Annotated in this window: 20 protein-coding genes; 11 read left to right on the top strand and 9 right to left on the bottom strand. The window is 65.3% G+C overall.

The window, feature by feature from the left end; translation table 11 throughout:
* Positions 1–8 precede the first annotated feature (8 nt).
* The 4 genes from A9J21_RS02595 to A9J21_RS02580 all read right to left on the bottom strand — a co-directional run bounded on the left by A9J21_RS02595 (position 9) and on the right by A9J21_RS02580 (position 3,549).
* Complete coding sequence (locus A9J21_RS02595; RefSeq protein WP_066731587.1) at positions 9–809, bottom strand: BPSS1780 family membrane protein; 801 nt, start codon at positions 807–809, stop codon at positions 9–11.
* A gap of 6 nt (positions 810–815) precedes the next feature.
* Complete coding sequence (locus A9J21_RS02590) at positions 816–1,799, bottom strand: homoserine kinase (protein ID WP_066731585.1); 984 nt, start codon at positions 1,797–1,799, stop codon at positions 816–818.
* A gap of 196 nt (positions 1,800–1,995) precedes the next feature.
* Complete coding sequence (locus A9J21_RS02585; RefSeq protein ID WP_066731583.1) at positions 1,996–2,409, bottom strand: DUF2782 domain-containing protein; 414 nt, start codon at positions 2,407–2,409, stop codon at positions 1,996–1,998.
* A 192-nt stretch (positions 2,410–2,601) separates the two neighbouring features.
* Positions 2,602–3,549, bottom strand: a complete 948-nt coding sequence (locus tag A9J21_RS02580) for a TIGR00730 family Rossman fold protein (protein WP_175459820.1) — start codon at positions 3,547–3,549, stop codon at positions 2,602–2,604.
* A gap of 4 nt (positions 3,550–3,553) precedes the next feature.
* On the opposite strand from A9J21_RS02580, the gene polA reads away from it, so the two are divergent.
* The 4 genes from polA (at position 3,554) to A9J21_RS02560 (ending at position 10,128) form a co-directional block, all read left to right on the top strand.
* Entirely contained in the window at positions 3,554–6,361 is a 2,808-nt protein-coding gene (gene polA, locus A9J21_RS02575) for a DNA polymerase I (RefSeq protein ID WP_066731581.1), read from the top strand.
* Positions 6,362–6,675: 314 nt separating this feature from the next.
* Positions 6,676–8,085 carry an NAD(P)/FAD-dependent oxidoreductase gene (locus A9J21_RS02570; RefSeq protein WP_082926207.1) on the top strand — a complete coding sequence of 470 codons (1,410 nt, stop codon included), beginning with the start codon at positions 6,676–6,678 and terminating at the stop codon, positions 8,083–8,085.
* A gap of 156 nt (positions 8,086–8,241) precedes the next feature.
* Positions 8,242–9,117 carry a dienelactone hydrolase family protein gene (locus A9J21_RS02565; protein ID WP_066731575.1) on the top strand — a complete coding sequence of 292 codons (876 nt, stop codon included), beginning with the start codon at positions 8,242–8,244 and terminating at the stop codon, positions 9,115–9,117.
* Between the two features lie 198 nt (positions 9,118–9,315).
* Complete coding sequence (locus A9J21_RS02560) at positions 9,316–10,128, top strand: ZIP family metal transporter (RefSeq protein WP_231906791.1); 813 nt, start codon at positions 9,316–9,318, stop codon at positions 10,126–10,128.
* A gap of 21 nt (positions 10,129–10,149) precedes the next feature.
* On the opposite strand, the gene A9J21_RS02555 is transcribed toward A9J21_RS02560, so the two are convergent.
* From A9J21_RS02555 to A9J21_RS02545, 3 genes are all read right to left on the bottom strand, one after another.
* Positions 10,150–11,013 carry a sulfurtransferase gene (locus A9J21_RS02555; protein ID WP_066731571.1) on the bottom strand — a complete coding sequence of 288 codons (864 nt, stop codon included), beginning with the start codon at positions 11,011–11,013 and terminating at the stop codon, positions 10,150–10,152.
* 64 nt (positions 11,014–11,077) lie between these two features.
* Entirely contained in the window at positions 11,078–11,998 is a 921-nt protein-coding gene (locus A9J21_RS02550) for a DMT family transporter (RefSeq protein WP_066731569.1), read from the bottom strand.
* A gap of 182 nt (positions 11,999–12,180) precedes the next feature.
* Complete coding sequence (locus A9J21_RS02545) at positions 12,181–13,287, bottom strand: aromatic ring-hydroxylating dioxygenase subunit alpha (protein ID WP_066731567.1); 1,107 nt, start codon at positions 13,285–13,287, stop codon at positions 12,181–12,183.
* A gap of 434 nt (positions 13,288–13,721) precedes the next feature.
* On the opposite strand from A9J21_RS02545, the gene A9J21_RS02540 reads away from it, so the two are divergent.
* The 4 genes from A9J21_RS02540 (at position 13,722) to folE2 (ending at position 17,994) form a co-directional block, all read left to right on the top strand.
* On the top strand, positions 13,722–14,018 hold the full coding sequence (locus tag A9J21_RS02540; RefSeq protein ID WP_066731565.1) for an exodeoxyribonuclease VII small subunit: 297 nt from the start codon (positions 13,722–13,724) through the stop codon (positions 14,016–14,018).
* Positions 14,015–14,899, top strand: a complete 885-nt coding sequence (locus tag A9J21_RS02535) for a polyprenyl synthetase family protein (protein WP_066731563.1) — start codon at positions 14,015–14,017, stop codon at positions 14,897–14,899. The genes A9J21_RS02540 and A9J21_RS02535 overlap by 4 nt, the downstream gene beginning before the upstream one ends.
* Before the next feature lie 44 nt (positions 14,900–14,943).
* Positions 14,944–16,860: a 1-deoxy-D-xylulose-5-phosphate synthase gene (dxs, locus tag A9J21_RS02530; protein WP_066731562.1), complete on the top strand. Its 1,917-nt coding sequence runs from the start codon at positions 14,944–14,946 to the stop codon at positions 16,858–16,860.
* A 330-nt stretch (positions 16,861–17,190) separates the two neighbouring features.
* A complete protein-coding gene (gene folE2 / locus A9J21_RS02525; protein WP_066731561.1) occupies positions 17,191–17,994 on the top strand; it encodes a GTP cyclohydrolase FolE2 in 804 nt (267 codons plus the stop codon).
* 58 nt (positions 17,995–18,052) lie between these two features.
* Here folE2 and A9J21_RS02520 read toward each other — a convergent pair whose 3' ends face one another.
* Complete coding sequence (locus A9J21_RS02520) at positions 18,053–20,080, bottom strand: alkaline phosphatase (protein WP_066731560.1); 2,028 nt, start codon at positions 20,078–20,080, stop codon at positions 18,053–18,055.
* A gap of 100 nt (positions 20,081–20,180) precedes the next feature.
* Positions 20,181–21,230, bottom strand: coding sequence for a tRNA (adenosine(37)-N6)-threonylcarbamoyltransferase complex transferase subunit TsaD (gene tsaD / locus A9J21_RS02515; RefSeq protein WP_066731559.1), 1,050 nt, complete (start codon positions 21,228–21,230; stop codon positions 20,181–20,183).
* Between the two features lie 147 nt (positions 21,231–21,377).
* Here tsaD and A9J21_RS02510 point away from each other — a divergent pair, with 147 nt between their 5' ends.
* The 3 genes from A9J21_RS02510 (at position 21,378) to dnaG (ending at position 25,305) form a co-directional block, all read left to right on the top strand.
* Positions 21,378–22,613 (top strand): NAD(P)/FAD-dependent oxidoreductase, encoded by a 1,236-nt coding sequence (locus A9J21_RS02510; RefSeq protein WP_066731552.1) that lies wholly within the window; start codon positions 21,378–21,380, stop codon positions 22,611–22,613.
* 182 nt (positions 22,614–22,795) lie between these two features.
* Positions 22,796–23,245: a GatB/YqeY domain-containing protein gene (locus tag A9J21_RS02505; protein ID WP_066731549.1), complete on the top strand. Its 450-nt coding sequence runs from the start codon at positions 22,796–22,798 to the stop codon at positions 23,243–23,245.
* Positions 23,246–23,463: 218 nt separating this feature from the next.
* A complete protein-coding gene (dnaG, locus tag A9J21_RS02500; protein WP_066731548.1) occupies positions 23,464–25,305 on the top strand; it encodes a DNA primase in 1,842 nt (613 codons plus the stop codon).
* The last annotated feature ends 145 nt before the right edge of the window (positions 25,306–25,450 follow it).

Raw genomic sequence — 25,450 nt, 5'->3', positions numbered from 1 at the left:
AGTCGTGATCAGGCCTGCGGGGCGCTTTCCGCCGCCTCGCCGGGCGGCACGATATTGAAGCAGCCGCGATAGGTGGCGTAGAACGAGCAGTACAGGATCGCCAGCATCAGCAGGGAGTACGGCGTCACCAGGAACGACAGCACCTGCTGCGCGCCCAGTGCGGCGAAGACCGTTTCCAGAACCAGCGGCACGGCCACCAGCAGCACTGCGAACATCACGGCATACGTGAAGAACGCACCGCGATTGCGCCAGCAGGCGGTCCAGCTGAAGAACAGCGCCTTGACCGGCGGCACCTGGTGCCAGGCGGCCAGCAGCGGCGCGAACCAGAACATCATCGCCACCGGCGTGTACAGCACCGCGCCGATCATCAGCGCGAAATAGAGCTGGCGGATGGCATCGGCCGATGGCTCCTCGCCGCGCAGCACGATGGGCGCCACCGCGCCGATATCGACCACGGCCGTGGCGATCAGGCTCAGCGAAAACACCAGCACCGCATAGATGGCACCGAGCACCAGCAGGTGGCGCGTGGCCTGCTTGCCGTTGGTCCGGAATCCGGCCAGCAGGATGGTGGGCAGCACGCGCTTGTTCTGGATGACTTCACGGCAGGCCGTCATCACGCCAACAAACAGGCCGGGCGTGATGACCAGCAGGGCAATGATGCCGAACAGCGGCACGAAGATCGCCAGCTGGGCGGCAATCAGGTAGATGAACAGCAGCATCAGGAACGCCAGCGGGTTCTTGCGGAACAGCCAGATTCCCTGGCGCAGCCAGACGTAGCCTTCCTTGGCGGAAACTTCCAGTAGTTGCATGGCGAATCAGATCCAGGGGGGCGTCGCACCGGCGTCGATGCGGCGGCGCAGGATGCGTTCGAAGTGGGTCGGATCGTGCGGTTGGAGCATGTCGGCCTCGCGCGGCAGGTAGAAATCCCACAGGCGCGACACCCAGAAGCGCAGTGCGCCGGCCCGCAGCATGTCCCGCCAGTGCGCGGCTTCCACCGTTGTCAGCGGGCGGACTGCGTCATAGGCTCGCAGCATGGCCTGTGCCCGGGCTGGGTCGAGCACGCCTGTCGCCAGGTCGATGCACCAGTCATTGACGGTCACGGCCAGGTCGAACAGCCACTTGTCGTTGCCGGCAAAGTAGAAATCGAAGAAGCCGCCGAGCCGATGCCGGCCATCGGCCGTATCGAACAGCACGTTGTCGCGGAACAGGTCGCAATGGCACGGGCCACCCTGCAGCGCGGCGTAGTCGGCACTGCCGAAGAAGGCGGTCTGGTGGGCGATCTCGTCGGTCAGTAGCTGACGCTGGTCAGCGTCCAGGAATGGCGTGATCTCCGGCGCGGTCTGCTGCCACCAGGCCAGGCTGCGCAGGTTCGGCTGCTGGCGCGGATAATCCTGGCCGGCCAGGTGCATGCGAGCCAGCATGGTGCCGACTTCGGCACAGTGTTCGGCGGCAGGGGCCAGCTGCGACGCGCCTGGCAGACGCGTGACGATGGTGGCCGGCTTGCCCTTCAGCTCGCGCAGGATCTCGCCATCGCGCGCCGGCATAGGGGCCGGCACGCTGATGCCGTGGCGGGCCAGATGATCCATCAGGTGCAGGTAGTAGGGCAGCTGGTCGAAGCGCAGCCGCTCGAAGATGGTCAGCACGTACTCGCGCGTGACGCCATCCTGCTCCATGGTCAGAAAGAAGTTGCTGTTTTCGATGCCCGAGGCAATGCCGCGCAGCGCGCGCACTTCGCCAAGGTCGTAATCAAGCAGCCAGCGGGCGATCTCGTCCTGCGAGACCGTGGTAAATACGGCCATACTGTCAAATTGGTACGAAACGGGGGGACGGCGAACCGCAACCGCAAGGTTGCCACGTTCCGCCGCCGCGGCATTGCTGCCGGAGGGCCGGCGCGATCCTCGCCAGGCAAGCGGCGCCGGCGCGGATCGTGGGTGAGAAAGGCGTAAGACTATCAGGTCTGCCGGATCGATCCTCAGAACTGGTCGGAACCCAGACTCAGAACTTCAGGTTTACCGACGGCACGCGATTCACATCGTGGTCGCGAATCCGGGGCGAGCTGTCTTCAGGCTTGCTCATCTCGTACTTCGTGCCAAAACCGGATTGCACCTGGATTTCGGTGGCGCGCCCCTTGTCGCGGTATTCGGTGACCTGGGTGCCGTCGCGTTCGCGCAACTGGAAGCTCGGCTCGCGCGGCTGGTTCAGCTGGCTCTTCGCGGCGGGAGCAATCGGCTGGTTATTGATCTTGTTGAGTTCCTGCTGCGTCAGCGCATTGCTGGTTTCCTCTGCCAGCGCCGCCTGGGTGGCAGTCAGTGCCAGGACGGTGGCAGCGAGCGCGAGCAGATAGCCGTGGCGGCCGATGGCGGCATGCAGATCGGCCAGCCTGGCACCCGGTTGCGAAGGGGAAGTCATCTGAGGCTCCTGTGCGCGCGGGCAGATGGGCCCCGCGACGCGGAATAGGCCTGCACACAGCCGGCGGCGCCGGATGTGGCAGGTGGACAGGCTTCCATTCTAGCAATTCCTGCCGTTTCCGGGCCGCTCTCGTGGCCTTGCGTCCACCTGCCGGACCTCGTCGGCCGGCAGGTGGAAGTGGCGCGTAATGCCTTACAGATAGAACATTTCTTCCTTGGGCGGAATCGGGTTGTCGCCGCCACGCTTCTCGTAGTACTCGTACACGGCTTCGAGCACTTCCTGCGGTTCGTCGACGATCTTCATCAGGTCCAGGTCGTGTTCCGCGATCAGGCCCATCGGCAGCAACGTGAAGCGGAACCAGTCCAGCAGGCCCTTCCAGAACCGGCTGCCATACATCACCACCGGCACCGAGCGCGACTTGCCGGTCTGCACCAGCGTCAGCACCTCGGCCAGTTCGTCGAGCGTGCCGAAGCCGCCCGGCATGACGATGAACGCGTCGGAATTCTTCACGAACGTGACCTTGCGCGTGAAGAAATGGCGGAAACGCATGGCAATGTCCTGGTACGGATTGCCCTGCTGTTCGTGCGGCAGTTCGATGTTCAGGCCCACGCTGGCGGACTTGCCCGCGTGCGCGCCCTTGTTGGCCGCTTCCATGATGCCGGGGCCGCCGCCGGAGATCACCGCAAAGCCCGCGTCCGAGAAAAGCCGGGCGATTTCGATGGTCTTCTGGTAGTACGGCGAGTCCTCGCGCAGGCGCGCGCTGCCATAGATCGAGACGGCCGGGCGGATCTCCGAGAGGTACTCGGTGGCCTCGATGAACTCTGCCATAATCGTGAACATTTGCCACGAGGCGCGCGCCTTCTTGGCCGTCGCACGGTCTTCGTCGGCCAGCGCACGCAGGCTTGGAATCATCTTGCGCGGATTCGCGCGCGCTGCCGCCGCACGCGCGGCAGCTTCCTGTTCTTCGGGGTTCTTGCCGGCAGCCGCGGCATCGGCCTTGGCGGCGATGGCTGCGGCATGTGCCGAGGCCTTGCCGGGCGGCGGATTTACCGTGTTACCGGAAATGTCGGAAACATCCGTGTCGGCGAGGGGCGCTGAGTCCGCGCCGCCAATGGGGGCACCAGTCAATTTAGAGTCCATGGGAATGTCGGATAGTCCAAAAACACTCTTGCTCGTCGATGGGTCGAGCTATCTGTATCGCGCGTATCACGCGCTGCCGGACCTGAGGAATGGCGAAGGTCTGCCCACAGGGGCAATCTACGGCATGATCAACATGTTGCGCAAGCTGCGCAACGATTACCCGGCACAGTATATCGCCTGCGTATTCGACGCCAAGGGCAAGACGTTCCGGGATGATATGTACCCCGCATACAAGGAACATCGTCCGTCGATGCCCGAAGACCTGGCCCGGCAGATCGAGCCGATCCACGAGGCGGTGCGCGCGCTGGGCTGGCCGATCGTGGTGGTCGAAGGCGTGGAAGCCGACGACGTGATCGGCACGCTGGCCTGCCAGGCCACGCAGCAGGGCGTGCGTACCGTGGTATCCACGGGCGACAAGGACCTGGCGCAGCTGGTCAACGACAGCGTCACGCTGGTCAACACGATGAGCGGCGAAGTCCTGGACCCGCCGGGCGTGGTGAACAAGTTCGGCGTGCCGCCCGAGCGCATCGTCGACTACCTGTCGCTGATTGGCGATGCCGTGGACAACGTGCCCGGCGTGCCGAAGGTGGGCCCCAAGACCGCGGTGAAATGGCTGACCGAATACGGCACGCTCGACCAGATCATGGCCGGCGCCGACGGCATCAAGGGCGTGGTGGGCGAGAACCTGCGCAATACGCTGGACTGGCTGCCCCGTGCGCGTGAACTGGTCACCGTCAAGACCGACTGCGACCTCGGCAACGCCGTGGCCGACTTCCACGCACTGCATGACCTGGGCGAAGACAAGGACAAGCTGGTGGCGTTCTTCCAGCGCTACGGCTTCAAGACCTGGCTGCGCGAGGCCACCGGCGAGTCGCTGCCGAACGCGCGCGCCGCTGCGGCGCGTGCCGCGCCACAACCGGCGCAGGGCGGTCTGTTCGATGCCGCACCTGGCACCGCCGAGGATCAGCCGGCCGAAGACCTGCCGCCTGCCGAGATCCGCTACGAGACGGTGACGACCGAAGCCGCGCTCGATGCGTGGCTGCAGAAGCTTGTCGACGCGCCGCTGGTGGCGATCGATACGGAAACCACGTCGCTGGATCCGATGCTGGCAGAACTGGTGGGGATCTCGGTATCGGTGGAGCCGGGCGAGGCCGCCTACATCCCGGTGGCGCATCGCGGCCCGGACGTGGCCGGCCTGGAAAACCTCGGCCAGCTGTCGCGCGAATACGTGCTGGACAAGCTGCGCGCGTGGCTGGAAGACCCGTCGCGCCCGAAGCTGGGCCAGCATCTGAAGTACGACGCGCACGTGTTCATGAACCACGGCGTCACGTTGCGCGGCATCGCGCACGACACGATGCTGGAAAGCTACGTGCTGGCGTCGTACCGCAACCATGGCATGGACAGCCTGGCCGAACGCCTGCTGAGCCTGAAGACGATCACCTACGAAGAGGTCTGCGGCAAGGGCGCCAGCCAGATCGGCTTCGACCAGATCGACCTGCAGCGCGCCACCGATTACGCGGCCGAAGATGCCGACGTCACGCTGCGCCTGCATCGCAAGATGCTGCCGCAACTGGAGCGGGCCGAGGGCCTGAAGTACGTCTACGAAGGCATCGAGATCCCGGTGTCGGTGGTGCTGCAGAAGATCGAGCGCAACGGCGTGCTGATCGATGCCGGCAAGCTGGCCGCGCAGAGCGCCTCGCTGGGCCAGCGCATGCTGGAAGCCGAGCAGGCCGCGCACGAGGCCGCCGGCCAGCCCTTCAACCTGGGGTCGCCAAAGCAGATCGGCGAGATCCTGTTCACGCAGATGCAGTTGCCGGTGGTGAAGAAGACCGCCAGCGGCGCGCCGTCGACCGACGAAGAGGTGCTGCAGAAGCTGGCCGAGGACTACCCGCTGCCGAAGCTGCTGCTGGACTACCGGGGCCTGTCGAAGCTCAAGTCGACCTATACCGACAAGCTCCCGAAGATGGTCAACCCGAAGACCGGCCGCGTGCATACCAGCTACGGCCAGGCCACGGCGGTGACGGGCCGGCTGGCGTCGACCGATCCGAACCTGCAGAACATCCCGGTACGCACCGAGGAAGGCCGCCGTATCCGCGAAGCCTTTATCGCCGGGCCCGGCAATGTGATCGTGTCGGCCGACTACTCGCAGATCGAGCTGCGCATCATGGCGCATATCTCGGGCGACGATAACCTGCTGCGCGCGTTTGCCAATGGCGAGGACATCCACCGCGCCACGGCCAGCGAGATCTTCGCCGTGGAGCGCGAGGTCGTCACCAGCGAGCAGCGCCGCTACGCCAAGGTGATCAACTTCGGCCTGATCTACGGCATGAGCGCGTTCGGCCTGGCCAGCAACCTGGGCATCGAGCGCGAGGCGGCCAAGCACTATATCGACCGCTACTTCATGCGCTATCCGGGCGTGGCCAACTACATGGAGGAAACGCGCCAGAAGGCGCGCGAGCAGGGCTATGTGGAAACCGTGTTCGGCCGCCGCCTCTGGCTGCCGGACATCCGCGGCGGCAACGGCCCGCGCCGCCAGGCCGCCGAGCGTGCCGCCATCAATGCGCCGATGCAGGGCACGGCCGCCGACCTGATCAAGCTGTCAATGATTGCCGTGCAGGACTGGCTGGAGACGGACAGGCTGGGGTCGCGCCAGATCATGCAGGTGCACGATGAACTGGTGCTTGAAGTGCCGCAGGCCGAGTTCGACCTTGTGAAGACGAAGCTGCCCGAGCTGATGTGCTCGGTGGCGACGCTGAACGTGCCGCTGGTGGCCGAAGTGGGCAGCGGCGCGAACTGGGAAGAAGCGCACTAGCGAGCGCACTGGCGGCGCACCCCGGGGATCACTTCCCGGGGTGTCCGCCATCACAGTGCGGCGTGCCCCGGCAGGGCACAGATTGCCGCGTTGCCGCTGTCTCCCGCGCGATGCCGATGTATGCAAAGAAGTACTGTCTGAATCGACCCTGGAAGGCTTGCCAGCCGTGCTGCTCTGCAGCACACTGACATCAGACCAGCCGTTTCCTGCAGTACCCGCAGTACACAGAACATCGGCCTCGCGGTGCGAGACCACAACAGAAAGACGCCGCAGGGGCCTGCACCTGTTTTCAAATTGAAAACATCGGGTAGACCATGAGCAACGCACAAGGCAGAGAGGAAAGCGCCCCCACTCCTATCGACACTACCGCAGGTGGCACGCAAGTCAGCGTGGCACCGCGTCCTTCGAACCTCCCCCACCGGATCATCGTGGTCGGCGGCGGTGCCGGCGGGCTTGAACTCGTCACGCGGCTCGGCGACAAGCTGGGCAAGTCGCGACGCGCACAGGTGACGCTGGTCGACCGCATGCCCACGCACATCTGGAAGCCGCTGCTGCACGAAGTGGCTGCCGGCAGCATGGATCCGAACACCCACCAGCTTGAGTACGCCGCACAGGCGCGCTGGCACCACTTCGACTTCCAGCAGGGCGAACTGACTGGCATCGATCGCGCACGCAAGGTGGTCAACGTGGCGGCCTGCATGGACCAGGACGGCACCGAACTGCTGCCCGCGCGCGAACTGCCGTACGACACGCTGGTGCTTGCGATTGGCTGCATCACGCATTTCTTCAACGTGCCGGGCGCCGCCGAGCACGCCATCGCGCTCGATACCGTGGATCAGGCCGAACGCTTCCGCCGCAGGCTGATCGCGGCCTGCGTGCGCGCCCAGAACGGCAAGGGGCGCATCGGCACGGATGGCCGGCCGCAGGTGGACGTGGCGATCATCGGTGCCGGTGCCACGGGCGTGGAACTGTCCGCCGAACTGCGCAACACCGCGCACGTGCTCAATGCGTATGGACTGCACCAACTGGACCCGCGCCGCGATGTGCGGATCCATGTGATCGAGGCCGGCCCGCGCATCCTGCCGGCGCTGTCCGAGCGCGTGTCCGCCGAGACCACCAAGCTGCTGCGCAAGCTCGACGTCGACGTGTTCACGTCGGAGCGCGTGACCGAAGTGACCGGCGACGCGGTGCTGACAGCCAGCGGCAAGCGCATCGACGCGGACCTGACCGTGTGGGCGGCCGGCATCACCGCGCCGGGCGTGTTGCGCACGCTGGGCCTGCCGGTCAGCAAGATGGGACAGCTCGTGGTGGGCCCCACGCTGCAGACCGAGACCGATCCCGACGTCTTCGCATTCGGCGACTGCGCCGCGGCGCCGTGGCCCGAGAAGCAGACCACCGTGCCGCCGCGCGCGCAGGCCGCGCACCAGCAGGCCACGTTCCTGTACGACGCGCTGCGTGCCCGGCTCGATGGCAAGCCGCTGCCGAAGTTCGGTTTCAAGGACTTTGGCTCGCTGGTGTCGCTGGGGCACTTCAGCGCTGTGGGCAGCCTGATGGGCGGCCTGATCGGTGGATCGATGTTCATCGAAGGGCTGATGGCGCGCTTCATGTACACGTCGCTGTATCGCATGCACGTGCTGGCGCTGCATGGCGCGATCGGCATGGGACTCGACACGGTGACGCACTGGCTGCGCAGCAAGACCAGCCCGCGCGTGAAGCTGCATTGACCGCCGGGCGGGGAGAATAGGGGGGCGACCAGGCCCGATGGCCGGCGGCGCATGCCTGGGCGTGCGCTGGCGGCCATGTTTGCTTAGAATCGACGCCGCCGCGCTTGCGTCACATCTCGCCACGCGCGCGGCGCCCTCGATGCCACGGAGACCCCCATGCTGAAGCCCGAAGTCGAAAGCCTTGTTCCCGGTCAGTCGTTCGACCGCCGCAGTTTCGTCAAGACCGCGCTGGGCTCGGCCTTCGCGGCAGCCGTGCTGCCAGTGACGGCACAGACCATCAAGACCGATTTCAACGGCCTCACCGCCGGCGAAGTCACCGTGCCGTCGAACGGCTTCAACATGCCGGTCTATCGCGCCCAGCCCGAAGGCAAGAAGAACCTGCCGGTGGTGCTGGTGATCAGCGAGATTTTCGGCGTTCACGAGCATATCGCCGATATCTGTCGCCGTTTCGCCAAGCTGGGCTATCTGGCGATCGCCCCCGAACTGTTTGCACGCCAGGGCGACCCCAGCAGCTACGGCACGATCCAGGAACTGCAGGCCAACATCATCCAGAAGGTGCCCGATGCGCAGGTCATGGGCGACCTCGACGCCTGCGTGACCTGGGCCGCCGCGAATGGCGGCGACGTGAACCGCCTGGCGATCACCGGCTTCTGCTGGGGCGGGCGCATCACGTGGCTGTACACGGCGCACAGCAAGCGCGTCAAGGCGGGCGTGGCCTGGTACGGCCAGCTCGTGGGCCAGCCGAACGCGCTGAAGCCGAAGAACCCGGTCGATATCGTCGGCGAACTGCACGCCCCGGTGCTGGGTCTCTATGGCGGCAAGGACACCGGCATCACGCAGGAACATGTGTCCCAGATGAAGGCCGCGCTGGCCGAATCGGCGAACCCGAATGCCAAGGCATCGACCTTCGTGGTCTATCCGGAGGCCGGGCATGCGTTCCACGCCGACTACCGGTCCAGTTATGTGGAAGCGGCGGCCAAGGACGGCTGGCAGCGCTGCCTGGCCTGGTTCAAGCAGCATCACGTTGCCTGACCGGCCCCCCGGATTCGCTTCTGGATTAGCCCCAACGTCCGCGCGGGTGATTGCAAAGAACGCGCCGACGTACGTACAATGCGGACTTTCGCGTTTTTGCAACCATGTTGCGTTAGAGCGCGAGCGTAGTCAGTCGGCGACGACTGCCCGGTTGTCGGGCAGGGGCCGGTCCGGGAGTTCATCATCCATTCCACGCTTCTGTACATTCTGCTGGCGGCGACCATTTCGGGCGTCGGCAGCATCCTCGGCGCGGCGCTGCTGTCGCTGACGGTGGCCTCGCGCGTGGTGGAGCGCATGGTGAGCTTCTCGGTCGGGGTGCTGCTGGCTACCGCCTTGCTTCATTCGCTGCCGGAGGCTTTCGAATCGGGGGCCGATCCGCGTGCCTTGTTCGGCACCTTGCTGGCCGGGTTGCTGGGCTTCTTCCTGCTCGAAAAAATCTCGCTGCTGCGCCATTCCCATCACCACGAGGGCGACGGCCATCATCACCATCACGGCCATGACCGCGAGGAAGCCGGCCGCAGCGGCCTGACCATCCTGGTGGGCGACACGTTTCACAACTTCGCCGACGGCATCGTGATTGCCGCCGCGTTCCTGGCCGACCCGCATATCGGCCTGGTTACCGCACTGGCGATTGCCGCGCACGAAATTCCGCAGGAAGTGGGCGATTTCATCGTGCTGCTGAACGCGGGCTTCTCGAAGTCGCGCGCCTTTGCGTTCAACCTGCTGTCGAGCCTGGCCGCCATCCTGGGCGGCATCGTGGGCTACTTCCTGCTGGACCAGCTTACGGGCTGGATTCCTTACGTGCTGGTGATTGCGTCGAGCAGCTTCGTCTATATCGCCGTGAGCGACCTGATGCCGCAAATGCAGCGCAGGCCGCGGCTTAAGGAATCTGCGGTGCAGGTAGTGCTGGTGGCAGCTGGTATCGCGGCCATCGTCTTTATTACCAACGGCGTGCATGAACAGCACGCGCACCGCCACTCGAAGGCGAACACGGAAGCGGCGTCTAACTGACGCCGTTTTTTCGTATTTTTCTTAGGTTGCGCTGCCGGTTGCCACCGGGCGCTTCGGATCGGCGCACCATTCGCTCCACGATCCCGGGTATAGCGCCGCATCGGTCAGCCCGGCCACTTCCATCGCCAGCAGGTTGTGGCAGGCGGTCACGCCCGAGCCGCACTGCATGACCGTCTCGGTGGCCGCCTTGCCGCCGAAGACCTGGCCGAATTCCGCGCGCAGTTGATCGGCCGGCTTGAAGCGGCCATCCGCGGCCAGGTTGTCCTTGAAGAAGCGATTGGCGGCGCCGGGGATGTGGCCGCCCACGGGGTCGAGCGTTTCGTTTTCGCCGCGGAAGCGGTCGGCCGCCCGTGCATCGACGACCAGCAGCGCCGGCTGGGTCAGGTTCTCCATCAGCGCCGGGGCATCGACGGTACGCACCAGCGACGCGTGGCGTGTCAGGTTGCCAGGGGCCTCCGGGTCGGGCGTGACGCCCGGTTCCAGTGGCAGGCCAGCTGCCAGCCAGGCTGCCTTGCCGCCGTCGAGCACGGCCACGGCCCCGTGGCCCACCCAGCGCGCCAGCCACCAGAGCCGCGCGGCATACATGCTGCCCTGCGCGTCATAGGCGACGATCAGCGTGTCGTCGTCAACACCGAGCGCGCGCAGCCGCGCCACAAACAGGTCGGCATCGGGCAGCGGATGACGGCCATTGAAGCCGGTCTTCGGGCCGGACAGCTCATTGTCCAGATGCAGGTAGAACGCGCCTGGCACATGGTCCTGCTGGTACATCTCGCGGCCGGCGGCGGGGTTGGTCAGGTCGAACGAGCAATCGATGATGACAACGTGCTGCTTGCCCGCGGCGCGCAGCTGGTTCAGTTCGATGGCGGAAATCAGCGGTGATGGCATGAAGAACCTGTCTCGCGTTGAGTGGGAAGTCGATGCCAATGCTACACCGCCGCATGCGCGCGCGTTACACCTCGGGATGCACCTCGGCCTCGGGCGACTTGACCGGCGTGGCCGGCGTGGGGTGCTTGTCGGTGTCGCGGGCGCGCGTGAGCGTGGTGGCGATGCCGCTGGCGATGATCAGTGCCATGCCCAGCCACGAGATCCAGTTCAGCTTGTCGTCCCAGACCAGGGTGCCCCACAGGCTCGAGAACACGATGCCCGCGTACTGCAGGTTGGCCGTCAGCAGCGTATTGCCGCGCTTGTAGGCGCGCGTCATCGATGTCTGGCCCAGCGTGGCCAGGATGCCAATGGCCAGCAGCAGCCCGGCGCCGTGCCAGGTGTGGTGGCTGACGCCGGTGAACAGCATCCAGACCAGGCCGCAGACCAGGCCCACGGCCGAGAAATAGAACACGATGCGGCCTTCGGGCTCGCCCAGCTGGCCCAGCTGGCGCACTTCCACATAGGCCAGCGCCGTGAACACGCCGGACACCAGGCCGATCATGCCGCCGGCGAGCTGGTCCTTGCCCACGGAAGGCTGCAGCAGGCAGATCACCCCCGCGAACGACAGCAGGATGGCGCCAATCAGCTTCTTGTCGGTGCCCCCGCGCGTGCCGGCCAGTACCGCGCCCGCGCCCAGGATCAGCGCGATCCAGACCGGCGACATGTAGTTCAGCGTCATGGCCGTTGCCAGCGGCAGCAGCGTGATCGACGTGAACCAGAGCAGCAGGGCGGTCACGCCGAAGATGCTGCGCTTGATGTGCGTGACCATGTGCGGCGTGCGCACCGACGTGCCCTGCGACGACAGCAGGATCCACATGATCGTCACGCCGATCAGGCTGCGGTAGAAGACGATCTCGCCCGTGGTGTAGAGCTCGGATGCCAGCTTGACTCCCACCCCCATCAACGAAAATGCGAAGGCGGCAAACAACATCCAGAGCGATTGCATGGCAAAACCGGGCGAAAGAAGGCGTGGAGGGAGGGGGGCAAAAATCGTTGATAAGGCAACGATTAAGTCAGCGATTCTATCAGTGCGCCGACCGCCGCTCCAATGCAAAACGGACCGTTTTCACGGTCCGTTTCGTGTTGTCCACAGTTTTGCGGGCGATCACCGCTCCTGCTTGCGAACGATCAGCGCTTGCTGTAATCCATCGCGCGCCGGTACCACTCGTGAAAGTGCTGCATGCCGTCTTCCATCGGCGACTGGTACGGGCCGGTCTCGCTGATGCCGCGCTTCATCAGGGCCAGGCGGCCGGCGTCCATGCGTTCGGCGATCTCGTCGTCCTCGATGCACGTTTCCATATAGGCGGCGCGCTCGGCCTCGACGAACTCGCGCTCGAACAGCACGATTTCCTCGGGGTAGTAGAACTCCACGACATTGCGGGTCTTGCGCGGCCCCATCGGGTGCAGCGTCGAGATGCACAGCACGTTCGGATACCACTCCACCATGATGTTGGGGTAGTAGGTCAGCCAGATTGCGCCATGCTTGGGCAGCTTGCCGTTGTTGAAGCGCAACACCTCGTCATGCCACTTCTGGTACGTCTGGCTGCCCGGGCGCTCCAGGCCCTTGTGCAGGCCCACGGTCTGCACGCTGTACTGCTCGCCGAACTCCCACTTCAGGTCGTCGCACGACACGAAGCTGCCCAGGCCCGGGTGGAACGGCACGACGTGGTAATCCTCCAGATAGACCTCGATAAAGGTCTTCCAGTTGTAGTCGCACTCGTGCACTTCCACGTGGTCGAGCATGTAGCCGTCGAAGTTCAGGTCTTCGGCCACGCCCATGCGGGCCAGGTCGGCGCGCACGTCGCGCTCGCCTTCGAACAGCATGCCGTTCCAGTTCTGCAGCGGCGAGCGGTTCAGGCGCACGCATGGTTGTTCCGCGAAATGCGGCGCACCCATCAGTTCGCCCTGCAGGTCGTAGGTCCAGCGGTGCAGCGGGCAGACGATGTTCCTGGCGTTGCCGCGGCCGTTCATCATGATGGCCTGGCGGTGGCGGCAGACGTTGGACAGCAGTTCGATGCCGTCCGGGTTGCGCACCAGTACGCGGCCTTCGTCTTCGGCGGCCAGCGTCTGGAAGTCGCCGGATTCCGGCACCATCAGCGCATGGCCGACGTAGCCCGGGCCCTTCTTGAACAGCAGTTCGAGTTCTTGTTGATGCAGCGCCTCGTCAAAATAGACGTCGACGGGCAACTGCGAATCAGCCGGCGCAAGCTTGAGCGCGGTGCTGAGATTGGACATTATCCCCACTCCCTATGAACAGGCGAAAGCAGTGAACAACCCAACCATCGAAAAATGAATCGATTTGGGAAACCGTGTCAGACGATCGGGATCCGTGCCGGTTCCCTTCCGGCCCGACCAGTTTGGCGGGCGGAAAAGTGCGTCCTGGACGCAACGGTCGGAACTCGCTGACGAGCCGGGGATTGTACCCGAGGCCAAAAATTAAGGGACTGATTTTTTTGGGTTTTTAGCGAAAAAGTCGACCCGGGTCGTCACGGAGGTGCCCCTTCGGGCGCATTCCGAAAGACGACCCGGGCGCACACGTCACTTCCCTGTCAAACGGGGGTGCTAAGTGCGCGATCCGCCCGCCCGGTATCCATCAAGTGGATAAGACTGTTCTGCGGCCCGACCGCGGATTGGCGTAAAATCGCGAATTCCCCTGAACAAGGCCTGACATGCCAAGAACGACGACCGCCCCGGTCCAGCCTGAAGACCAGCCGGCCGCCAGCGCGCCGCCGGCTTCCTATGAGGCCGCAATGGCCGAGCTGGAAACCCTGGTGGCGAGCATGGAAAGCGGCGAATTGCCGCTGGAAGCGTCTCTGGCCGCGTACCGTCGCGGCGCGGAGCTCGTCCGTTTTTGCCAGCAGAGCCTGGAGCGGGTGGCCCAGCAGGTCAAGGTTCTGGAAGGCGATGCCCTGAAGCCCCTGGCCGGCGAGCCACGTTCCGATAACAACAGCGCAGATTTCGAATGAGCGATTTCGCTACCTGGATGCGGGCGCAAGGCGCCCGGACCGAGGCCGCCCTGGACGCCGCACTGCCGTCCACGGACACAATTCCACACACCTTGCACGAGGCCATGCGCTATGCTGTCCTCGGCGGTGGCAAGCGGGTACGCCCGCTGCTGGTTCATGCCGCTGGGGAGGTGGCGGGTGCATCACCCGAGGCCTGCGATGCCGCAGCATGTGCCGTCGAGATGATCCACGCCTATTCGCTGGTTCACGACGACATGCCCTGCATGGACGACGACGACCTGCGCCGCGGCCGGCCTACGGTCCACAAGGCCTACGACGAGGCCACGGCGCTGCTGGTGGGCGATGCCCTGCAGACGCAGGCGTTCATCGCGCTGGCCCAGGTGCCGGTGCTGGGCGCCGAGGCGCGCCTGAAGCTGGTGGCCGAACTGGCCATGGCGTCGGGTTCGGTGGGCATGTGCGGCGGCCAGGCCATCGACCTGCAGAACGTGGGCCTGGCGATGACCCGCGACGCGCTGGAAGGCATGCACCGCATGAAGACCGGTGCCCTGCTGCGTGCCAGCGTGCGCATGGGAGCGTTGTGCGGAAACATCGATCCGGCCGGTCTGGTGGCGCTTGACCAATATGCGGCGGCCGTGGGATTGGCATTCCAGGTGGTCGACGATATTCTCGACGTCACAGCAGATACGGCAACGCTCGGCAAGACCGCCGGGAAGGATGCCGCCAACGACAAGCCGACCTATGTGTCGCTGCTTGGTCTGGATGCCGCACGCGAGCTGGCTGGCCAGCTTCGCACCGACGCCCACGAGGCGCTGGCGGGATTCGGCGCACGCGCCGGCAGGCTGGCCGAACTGGCCGACCTGATCGTGCTGCGCTCAAACTGAACTGAAAAGCCGGACACACAGAATCCGGCGGCCGAACGGACATCATGACCTACACGCTGCTCAACAACATCGACGACCCCGCGGACCTGCGCAAGCTGGACCGTCGCCAGCTCGGCACGCTTGCCGACGAACTTCGCGCCTACGTGCTGGAATCGGTCTCGCAAACCGGCGGTCACCTGTCGTCCAATCTTGGCACGGTGGAGCTGACCATCGCGCTGCACTACGTGTTCGACACGCCCAGCGACCGCATCGTCTGGGACGTGGGTCACCAGAGCTACCCCCACAAGATCCTGACCGGCCGCCGCGACCGCATGTCGACGCTGCGCCAGTACGGTGGTATCTCCGGCTTCCCGCGTCGCTCGGAAAGCGAATACGACACCTTCGGCACGGCCCACTCGTCGACCTCGATCTCGGCCGCGCTGGGCATGGCCCTGGGCGCCCGCACGATGGGCCACAAGCGCGTGGGCATCGCCGTGATCGGCGACGGCGCGATGACCGCCGGCATGGCCTTCGAGGCCATGAACAATGCAGGCGTGTACAAGGACCTGCCGATGCTGGTGGTGCTGAACGACAACGACATGTCGATCTCGCCGCCGGTGGGCATGCTCAACAAGCATCTGGCCCGCCTGCTGTCGGGCCAGTTCTACGCGGCCACCAAGAAGGGCATCGAAAAGGTGCTGTCGGTGGCCCCGCCGGTGCTCGAATTCGCCAAGCGCCTGGAAGAACATGCCAAGGGCATGGTCGTGCCGGCCACGCTGTTCGAGGAGTTCGGTTTCGACTACATCGGCCCGATCGACGGCCATGACCTGGAATCGCTGGTGCCGACGCTGCAGAACATCCGCCAGCGTGCCCTGGAAGGCCACGGCCCGCAGTTCCTGCACGTGGTGACCAAGAAGGGCCAGGGCTACAAGCTGGCCGAGGCCGACCCGATCCTGTACCACGGCCCGGGCAAGTTCAATCCGGCCGAAGGCATCCGTCCGTCGGCCAAGCCGTCGCGCAAGACGTACACGCAGGTGTTCGGCGAATGGCTGTGCGACATGGCCGCTGCCGACAAGCGCCTGATCGGCGTGACGCCGGCCATGCGCGAAGGCTCGGGCATGGTGGAGTTCGAGAAGCGCTTCCCGGATCGCTACTACGACGTGGGCATTGCCGAGCAGCACGCCGTGACGTTTGCCGGCGGCCTGGCCTGCGAGGGCCTGAAGCCGGTCGTGGCGATCTATTCGACGTTCCTGCAGCGCGGCTATGACCAGCTGATTCACGACGTGGCGCTGCAGAACCTGCCGGTGGTGTTCGCGCTGGACCGCGCTGGCCTGGTGGGCGCTGACGGCGCCACGCACGCCGGTGCGTACGACATTCCGTTCCTGCGCTGCATCCCGAACATGATGGTGATGACGCCGGCCGACGAGCAGGAATGCCGCCAGCTGCTGACCACCGCGTTCCAGCAGGATTGCCCGACCGCCGTGCGTTACCCGCGTGGCGCCGGCGTGGGCGTTGCCACCGAGGCCGCGCTGACGGCCCTGCCGGTTGGCAAGGGCGAGATCCGCCGCGAAGGCCAGGCCCGTGCCGGCCAGCGCGTGGCGATCCTGGCATTCGGTTCGATGCTGCATCCGTCGCTGGCGGCTGCCGAATCGCTCGATGCCACGGTGGCCAACATGCGTTTCGTGAAGCCGCTGGACGCCGAACTGGTCAAGCAACTGGCCGCGAACCACGACTACCTGGTGACGGTGGAAGAGGGCGCGACGATGGGCGGTGCCGGCAGTGCGGTGCTCGAAGCGCTGGCCGAGGCTGGCGTCGAGATCCCGACGCTCGTGCTGGGCCTGCCCGACAAGTTCGTCGACCATGGCGATCCGGCCTTCCTGCTGTCGCAGTGCGGCCTGGACGCCGCCGGCATCGAGCGTTCGGTGCGCGAGCGCTTCAAGCTGGCCGAGCAACCGGTGAAGGTGGCGACGCGCGTCGCCTGACCGCCTGCCACCTGCACGCTGTATGCCGAACCGGCGCGGATTATCCGCGCCGGTTTTGTTTTGGCTGTCAGCCAATGGCAGGAAGCTGCATTGGGCGGTCATTATCCGCATGAAATACGCGGATTTAGTCATGGACGCGGCAGCACCTTCCAATATTGCGTAGAATCGCCATTCCCATTTTGTGTTCGCAACTGCGGGCCGGCGCCCCCCTGGTTTTCTGTCCGGACCCGTCGTTTCACACTCGTTGCGCGGCGTGGAGAAATCCTGCGAAAACGCCGCGACCGTAAGGATGGCCGTCATCCCCTGGCGCCGTCCTGGAGGAAACCGTAGATGAATGACATCAATCCCGCCTTTGTCATGCCCGACGTGCAATCGAGCGTCGATACCCGCCAGATCGTGATCCAGCGCGTGGGCGTGAAGGGCATGCGATATCCGCTGACACTGAAGACGCCGGCTGGCGACATCGGCACCGTTGGCACGTTCAACCTGGACGTGCGTCTGCCGGCCGACCAGAAGGGCACGCATATGTCGCGCTTCGTGGCGCTGCTGGAAGACAACCGTGCGCCGCTGGACCTGGCCGGGTTCCGTGCGCTGCTCGACGACATGCTCGTGCGCCTGGAGGCCGATGCCGGTCGCATCGAGGTCAAGTTCCCGTACTTCATCAGCAAGACCGCGCCGGTGTCGGGCGTGCAGTCGCTGCTGGATTACGAAGTGACGCTGGCCGGCGAGAAGCGCGACGGCCATACGCGCCTGTTCCTGACGGCGCTGGTGCCGGTAACGAGCCTGTGCCCGTGCTCGAAGAAGATCTCGCAGTACGGCGCGCATAACCAGCGCTCGCATATCACCATGCAGGTGGAACTGGCAGGCGACCTGGACGTGGAAACGCTTGTGCGCATGGCCGAGGAAGAGGCGTCGTGCGAACTGTGGGGCCTGCTCAAGCGTCCCGACGAGAAGTTCGTGACCGAGCGCGCCTACGAAAATCCGAAGTTCGTCGAAGACCTGGTGCGTGACATCGCCATGCGCCTGAATGCCGATGCGCGGATCGTGGCCTACACGCTCGAAGCCGAGAACTTCGAGTCGATCCACAATCACAGCGCCTACGCGGTGATCGAACGCGACAAGCGCGTCGCGTAAGGCGCCGCTTTGCGCGGGCCCGCCTCTACCCTGCCCGGGAGAGGCGGGTACCCCGCCATCAAACCAACGTCACCGCCGGCACGCCTGCTGCCACCTCCACCACCTGGACACTCGCCGTTGCCGGCTGCGCCGGGGCCGTGCCATCCACCAGCGGCTTGAGCTTGTGGAAGCTGCAGCGCAGCTTTGCCGCCGTCAGCGTCACCACCGCATAGCCCTGCGCGTCGGTATTCACATACTTGAGCCACGGATTGAACGTCGTCAGCGTGCTGTTGAACGTGTTCACCATCGCGCCGTTGCCATCGGTGGTGTAGACCAGTGCCTTGGCCGCGGCAAAGGCCGGGTCGCTGTCCACCACGCTCTTGAAATAGCTCTGGAACGAATTGCTCGACAGCCCTGCGGTGACCAGGTCGACCATCACCGGTGCAGGCGTGGTGGCATCGTAGTCGTCCATCACCGGGCCGGCGAAGAACGCGTGGATGTCACCCGTCAGCGCCACCACGTTGCCGATATTCTGCGATTTCAGATACGCCATCATCGCCTTGCGTTCGGCGTTGTAGCCGTCCCACTGGTCGGCGTTCAGGACGAACTGGTCGATCAACATCTGCGGCGGCAGCGCGGCGGTCAGTCCGCCGATGACCGCGCTGATCTGCAAGGCGACCGCGCCGGCTGCCGTCAGCACGGCGCTCAGGTTGGCAAAGGCCGGGGCGGCATAGGTGCCGTTGGCCTTCGCGATCGTCAGATCCATCGCAATTACGCCAATTACCGTGTTCTGGTCCAGCGTCAGCGACGGCAGCGCGCCGATCACGATGGGGGCCATCAGCGATCCCACTGCCACGGCGCCATCGATCTGCATGCGCAGCAGCGATACCTCGTTGCCCCACAGCTTCCACGTGGTGCTGGCGTTGCGCATTTGCTGCTGCCACCAGCCGCGCTGCGTGTCGCCCAGGATCGATACCGGCGTCAGCGCGCCACCCGCGCCGGTCATCTTGAGGGCCTCGGTGCTGGCAAGGGTGCTCTTCGGCACGAAGTACCGGCTGCCGATTTCGCTGCCGGCGGCTTGTTCCGGAATCACGTGGTCGGCCCGGTACAGGCGCTCGTCGGTCATGACCAGCGTAGCCAGATCGCCAAAAGTGAATGAGCGGTAGATCTGGATGTTGTGGAAAGACGTATCGGCCTGGTCAAAGCTGACATCGGCCGGCATGAATTCGAACCAGGCCTGATTGGCCGCGCGGCGGCGCGCAGTACGCGGCTCGGCATCGTCGGTGGCCGTGTAGGTCTGGTGGTCCTGCCAGCAGTCATCAGAAAATTCGTGATCGTCCCAGATGCCGATGACCGGAAAGCGCGCGTGCAGCGCCTGCAGGCGCGGATCGCTGCGGTACGACTTGTAGAGGTAGCGGTAGTCGTCGATGGTGGTCGCGTAGGTCCCGTCGGCGGTGGCCGTGCCGTTGGGCAGGGTCAGCTTTGCATGACGGCTCTCCACCTTGCCGGTCTGGAACGCGGCGCCCACGGTCTCGTAGATGTAGTCGCCCATATGGACCACGAAATCCAGGTCCTGGTTGACCAGTTCCTCCATGCCGGCCCAGTGGTTCACGCTCCAGTCCTGGCACGTGATGAACGCGAACTTCAGCTGCGACAGCGGCGTGCCGGCGGCCGGCGCGGTCCTGGTGCGGCCCACCGGGCTGGTCTGGCTGCCGACGATGAACCGGTAGTAGTAGGTGGTGCCGGCTGACAGCCCTGTCACCTTGTTGCGCAGCGTGTAGTCCCAGTCCGGCAGGGCGGACAGCGTGCTGTTCACGACCAGCGTACCGAAGTCTGGCTGCGCCGAGACCTGCAGTTGCACGCTCACGGCCTTGCCGCCATTGCTGCCGTTGACGCGCGTCCACAGCATGACGCTGTCGGGCTTGGGGTCGCCCGATGCCACGCCCTGCTGGAACGTGAAAGTGTTGCCGGGATCGGTGGCGGGCGGGGTGGCAGGGGTGGTCGGGGTGGTCGAGGGGTTGTCGTCGCCACCGCAGCCGGCCAGGCCCGTGGTGGCCACCGTGACGGTGACGAAACTTCCCCATTTCAGAAACTGGCGGCGATCCATTGCGTTCCCTCGTTCTTTTCAGATGTGATGTGGAGAACGCAAATTGTTCGGCGGCGTTGTGACCGCCTTGTGTCGGGATGTGACCCCGATTAGAGCTTTTCTACGAAGGCTGGGCGCCAGCCGGGTCCGGCAGGCGGATATCGGACAAGTCCCAGCGCGGCGTCACGCCGTAGTCGTAGCCATGGCGCGCCAGCTGGGGCGCGGCCTGCAGGCGCATGGCGCCGGCAAAGGCGATCATCGCCCCGTTGTCGGTGCAGAAGGCCAGGTCGGGGTAGTACACGTCCACCTTGCGCCGGCGGCCCATCTCGTCGAGCCGTTCGCGCAACTGCCGGTTTGCGCCGACACCGCCAGCCACCACCAGCCGCTTGTGGCCCGTCTGCTTGAGCGCGTTGAACGACTTCGCGGCCAGCACGTCGACGATGGCATCGACGAACGACCGCGCCAGGTTGGCACGGTCCTGCTCGCACGCATTGCCGAGCTTGCGCGTCTGCGTCAGCACGGCGGTCTTGAGCCCCGCGAACGAGAAATCGAGATTGCCCGAATGGAGCATCGGCCGTGGCAGATCGAACGCGCCGGGATTGCCGAATTCGGCCAGCCGCGATACCTCGGGGCCGCCCGGGTAACCCAGGCCCAGCAACTTGGCGGTCTTGTCGAAGGCTTCGCCGGCGGCATCGTCCAGCGTTTCGCCCAGCAGCGTGTAGTCGCCAATGCCTTTGACTTCCATCAGCTGGGTATGGCCGCCGGACACCAGCAGCGCCACGAACGGGAACGGCGGCGGGGCGTCGGTCAGCAGCGGCGAGAGCAGATGGCCTTCCAGATGGTGGACGCCCACCATCGGAACATCCAGCGCAAAGCCCAGCGCATTGGCCACCGATGCGCCCACCAGCAGCGCGCCAGCCAGACCGGGGCCCTGGGTATAGGCGATGGCGTCGATGTCCTCGCGCTTGCGGCCGGCGTCGTCCAGCACCTGCTGCAACAGCGGCAGCACGCGGCGGATATGGTCGCGCGATGCCAGTTCGGGCACTACGCCGCCATATTCGCGATGCATGGCAATCTGCGAGTGCAGTGCGTGCGAAAGCAGACCGGCCCCGGTGTCATAGAGGGCCAGCCCGGTTTCGTCGCAGGAGGATTCGATACCGAGGACAAGCATGGGAATTCTGGTGCGGCCGGACGGGTTCGGGCTGCAACTGCAGCGATCTTGCCGGCAAAAACGGAAGGCCAGCAGGGTAGCACACCCTGCCCCGGTGCGCTCGGGCGCCTGTCATTCGCTACAATCGCGGCTTCTTGAAAGGGCGACATGACACAAGGCAGGAAAGACCGGTTCGACGTGGCGGTGCTGGGCGCGGGTGCGGCCGGCATGATGTGTGCCGCCGTGGCCGGCCAGCGCGGCGCAAGCGTGGTGCTGATCGACCATGCCACGCGGCTGGCCGAGAAGATCCGCATCTCGGGCGGCGGCCGCTGCAATTTCACGAACCTGCAGGCCGGCCCGGCCAACTACTTGTCGACGAACCCGCATTTCTGCCGGTCTGCGCTGGCCCGCTATACGCCGCAGGATTTCCTGGGCCTGCTGCGCCGCTACGACATCGGCTGGCACGAAAAGCATCGCGGCCAGCTGTTCTGCAATAACAGCGCCGAAGACATCATCAACCTGCTGCGTACCGAATGTGATGCGGGAGGCCTACATTGGCAGACCGGCTGCACGATCGACGAGATCCGCAAGGAAGGCGATGACTACCTGCTGCTGACCAGGCAGGGCATTGTGCGCGCCGGGGCGGTGGTGGTCGCCACGGGCGGGCTGTCGATCCCGAAGATTGGCGCCACGGATTTCGGTTACCGCATCGCGCGCCAGTTCGGGCTCAAGATCGTGGAAACCCGCCCGGCGCTGGTGCCGCTGACTTTCGACGGTCAGGCCTGGCAGCCATTCGTGCCGCTGGCCGGGGTGTCGATGGAAATCGATATCGCCACCGGCAGCGGCAAGACGGCCGGTGCATTCAAGGAAGACCTGCTCTGGACGCACCGTGGCCTGTCAGGCCCGGCCGTGCTGCAGATTTCCAGCTACTGGCGGCCCGGCACCCCGATCGAGATCGACCTCTTCGACGGCGAGGACGCCACGGACTGGCTGATCGGCCACAAGAAGGGTGGGCGCAAGCATCTGGACAATCTGCTGGCCGAGCGCCTGCCATCTCGACTGGCCGATGCCTGGTGCGCCGCCGTGGGTCTGCAGGGTGCGCAGGCGGTGGCCGACATGCCGGACAAGGCGCTGCGCCAGCTGGGCGAGACGCTCAACCGCTGGCGCCTGGTGCCGTCGGGGACCGAGGGCTACAAGAAGGCCGAGGTCACGCTCGGTGGCGTGGACACCCGGGGGCTGTCGTCGACGACGATGATGGCACGTGATGTCGACGGCCTGTACTTCATTGGCGAAGTGGTGGACGTGACCGGCTGGCTGGGCGGCTACAACTTCCAGTGGGCCTGGGCGTCGGCCGTGGCGGCGGGCGAGGCCGCCGCCGAGGCGGCGCGCGGCGTTTCCGGATAAGTGGCGCCAATGCAGTGGCGCAGGCCATGCGATACAATCGGCGCTCTCGCACATGACCGGTGAGGCGCTTCGTTCCCTTTTGACCGACGCTTCGCTTCGGCAAGAAACCCGCTACGGGCCATGGCTCCGGCGGGTTTTTGCGTTATGGTCCCAGTTGCCACCCATTTTTTCGGAAGATTGCCATGTCCTTGAAAGCCCGCATTACTGACGACATGAAGGCCGCCATGCGCGCCCGCGAAACCGAGCGCCTCGGCACGATCCGCCTGCTGCAGGCCGCCATCAAGCAGCGTGAGGTGGATGAGCGCGTGGAACTGGATGACGCCGCCGTGACCGCCGTCATCGACAAGATGATCAAGCAGCGCAAGGACTCGATCAGCCAGTTCGAGCAGGCCGGCCGCGATGATCTGGTGGCCAAGGAAAAGGCCGAGGTCGACGTGCTGGTGGCCTACATGCCCGCGCAGCTGTCGGAAGCCGAAGTGGCCGCCGAGGTGCAGAAGGCCGTGACCGAAGCCGGCGCCACGGGCCCGCAGGACATGGGCAAGGTCATGGGCCTGGTGAAAGCCCGTCTGGCTGGCCGTGCCGACATGACGGCCGTGTCGGGCCTGGTCAAGGCTGCCCTGGCGCCGAAATAATTGACAGTTGCGTCAGATATAAGCAGGATTATTAGTTGCGAAGCACGGAGTTGGCGTCCGGTTGAGGGGGCTTGGCGCTCAATGTCGGCAAAGGGCGGCGTTCCGTTGCGGCTGCACTACAATGATTCGATAGCTGCCGGGCGACGTTCCGGTCACGCATTCCAGAAAAATGGCCGCCGGCGCGTCCGGCACGCCTTGGCATCAGGACGGTCAGTCGGGTGATTCCGCAATCCTTCATTCAGGACCTGCTCAACCGCGTGGACATTGTCGACGTGGTGGGCAAGTACGTGCAGTTGAAGAAGGGCGGGGCCAATTTCATGGGCCTGTGCCCGTTCCACAACGAAAAATCCCCGTCGTTTACGGTATCCCCGACCAAGCAGTTCTATCACTGCTTCGGCTGCGGTGCCCACGGGTCCGCCATCGGCTTCCTCATGGAGTACTCGGGCCAGTCCTACCCCGACGCGGTGCGCGAACTGGCGCAATCGGTGGGTTTGTCCGTCCCCGAAGAGCGCAACAGCCTGCCACCCGCCCAGCGCGCGGAGCAGCAGGCCCGTTCGGTGGCGCTGAGCGACGCCATGTCGCGGGCCACGGACTTCTACAAGAAACAGCTACGCGGGGCGCCCCAGGCCATCCAGTACCTGAAGGGTCGCGGGCTGACCGGCGAGATCGCGGTACGGTTCGGCCTCGGCTACGCGCCTGACGACTGGCAGGGCCTTGAAGCCGTATTCGGCACCTACCGCGACGATGCGACGGCTGCGCCACTTGTGGAGAACGGCCTGTTGATCGAGTCGCAGGACAAGCGCGATGCCGATGGCAAGCCGCGCCGCTACGACCGGTTTCGCGACCGGATCATGTTCCCGATCCGCAATACCAAGGGCAATGTGATTGGCTTCGGCGGCCGGGTGATGGGCCAAGGCGAGCCAAAATACCTGAATTCCCCCGAAACGCCGCTCTTCAGCAAGGGAACGGAGCTCTACGGCCTGTTCGAGGCGCGTCATGCCATTCGCGAGAATGGCTACGTGCTGGTGGTGGAGGGATATATGGACGTGGTGGCGCTGGCGCAGCTTGGCTTTGCCAATGCCGTCGCCACGCTGGGCACGGCCTGCACGGCGGTGCACGTGCAGAAGCTGCTGCGCCAGACCGACGCCGTGGTGTTCTCGTTCGACGGCGATGCCGCAGGCCGCCGCGCCGCGCGCCGTGCGCTGGAGGCCTGCCTGCCGCACGTGGCCGACAACAAGACCATCCGCTTCCTGTTTCTGCCCGCCGAGCACGATCCCGACAGCTATGTGCGGGAAGAGGGCACCGACGCGTTTGCGCGCCAGGTGCAGAATGCGATGCCGCTGTCGCGTTTCCTGCTCCAGATCGTCACGGAAGAGCAGGACCTGCGCCAGCCCGAGGGACGCGCCCGCGCCCAGTTCGAGGCAAAGCCGCTGCTTCAGGCCATGCCGGCCGGCGGCCTGCGGCTACAGATTGTGCGCGAACTTGCCGATGCTACCGGTACGACGCCTGCCGAAATCGAGGCAGTGTGCGGGCTGGGCAGCGATTCGTCGCGCGTGGGCCGTTTCTCGCAACCACGCCCGCGCGCCAAGCGCCAGGCGCCCACGGGGCTGGAGCAGCAGGTGATCCAGCTGCTCATGAGCTATCCGTCGCTCGCGAGCCGGCTGGACGATGATGCGCGCGCCTTGCTGCTTGATCCCCAGCGGCCGGAAACCGAAGTGCTTGCTCACTTGGTGGCGGCCTGCGACGGCATCCAGGGCACCATGAATTTCGCGGCATTCAACGAGCAACTGGCCCAGACGCCCTATGCGGACGTCTATGCCGCCGCCCGTGCGGCTGTGCTGAAGGAAGAAATGGAAGAGGCGCTTGCGACACTTGAATTCGACGGCGCCATACACAAGCTATTGGCAGACCCGCTGCAGCGCGAACTGGAGACACTGCTGGCCGCCATCCAGGCCGGCACCGCCAATGAGGACGACAAGGCGCGCTATCGCTGGCTGATGCCCGAAGTGCAGCGCCGTCGCCAGATGGGATGGCGGCCCGTCAACGCGGAAGACGAGTAGGCGCCACGCGGCAAACGATAAAAAACGCAGCACACAGGTTTTTCGGCTTGAGCCATCGCATGTGATCCCAACCGACGGAAGAATCCGGGGTCTAATCGCTTAAGCCTTGATTTTTCAGGTGAAAACCTCACCTGACAGGAAGCCG

This window comes from Cupriavidus sp. D384 (genome assembly GCF_001652915.1).
Lineage (GTDB): Bacteria > Pseudomonadota > Gammaproteobacteria > Burkholderiales > Burkholderiaceae > Cupriavidus.
This window is presented reverse-complemented; position numbering and strand designations above follow the sequence as displayed.